This is a genomic window from Arthrobacter sp. Y3225209, from assembly GCF_059090685.1.
The window spans coordinates 1-437 of record NZ_JBNHFW010000053.1; the positions used below are offsets into that span (position 1 = coordinate 1).

Below are 437 nucleotides of genomic sequence, written 5' to 3' on the forward strand. Positions count from 1 at the left end.
GCCGGCGGGCTGATCGCGACCCTCGCGGCCGCCGGCGCCGCCGTCGACGTGGTGGTGGCAACCGCCGGGGAAGCCTCCCACCCCGATTCCCCGACCCACACGCCGCAGACCCTGACCGTGCTGCGGGAAGCGGAGCTGCGCGCCGCCGTCGCGCGGCTCGCTCCGGATGCCAGGGTTCACCTGTTGGGGTTGCCGGACGGGCAGCTGGCCGCCCGATGCGCGGAGCTGGACACCTTCCTGGCCGGGCTGGTCGGCACCGACACGGACGGCCTCTGGCTGGCCGCCCCCTGGCGCCGGGACGGGCACACCGACCACGACGCCGCCGGAGCCGCTGCCGCCCGGCTGGCCGCCAAGGCCCGGGTACCGCTGCTGGAATACCCGATCTGGCTCTGGCACTGGGGCACCGCGGCGGACCTGCCGCAGGGCATGCACACGCT

At 76.4% G+C, this 437-nt stretch carries 1 protein-coding gene; it reads left to right on the top strand.

Translation table 11 applies throughout. The features are described 5' to 3' along the window. The coding region (locus AC5RVB_RS16345) for a PIG-L family deacetylase (RefSeq protein ID WP_494143177.1) at nt 1-437 on the top strand (437 nt) is incomplete at both ends.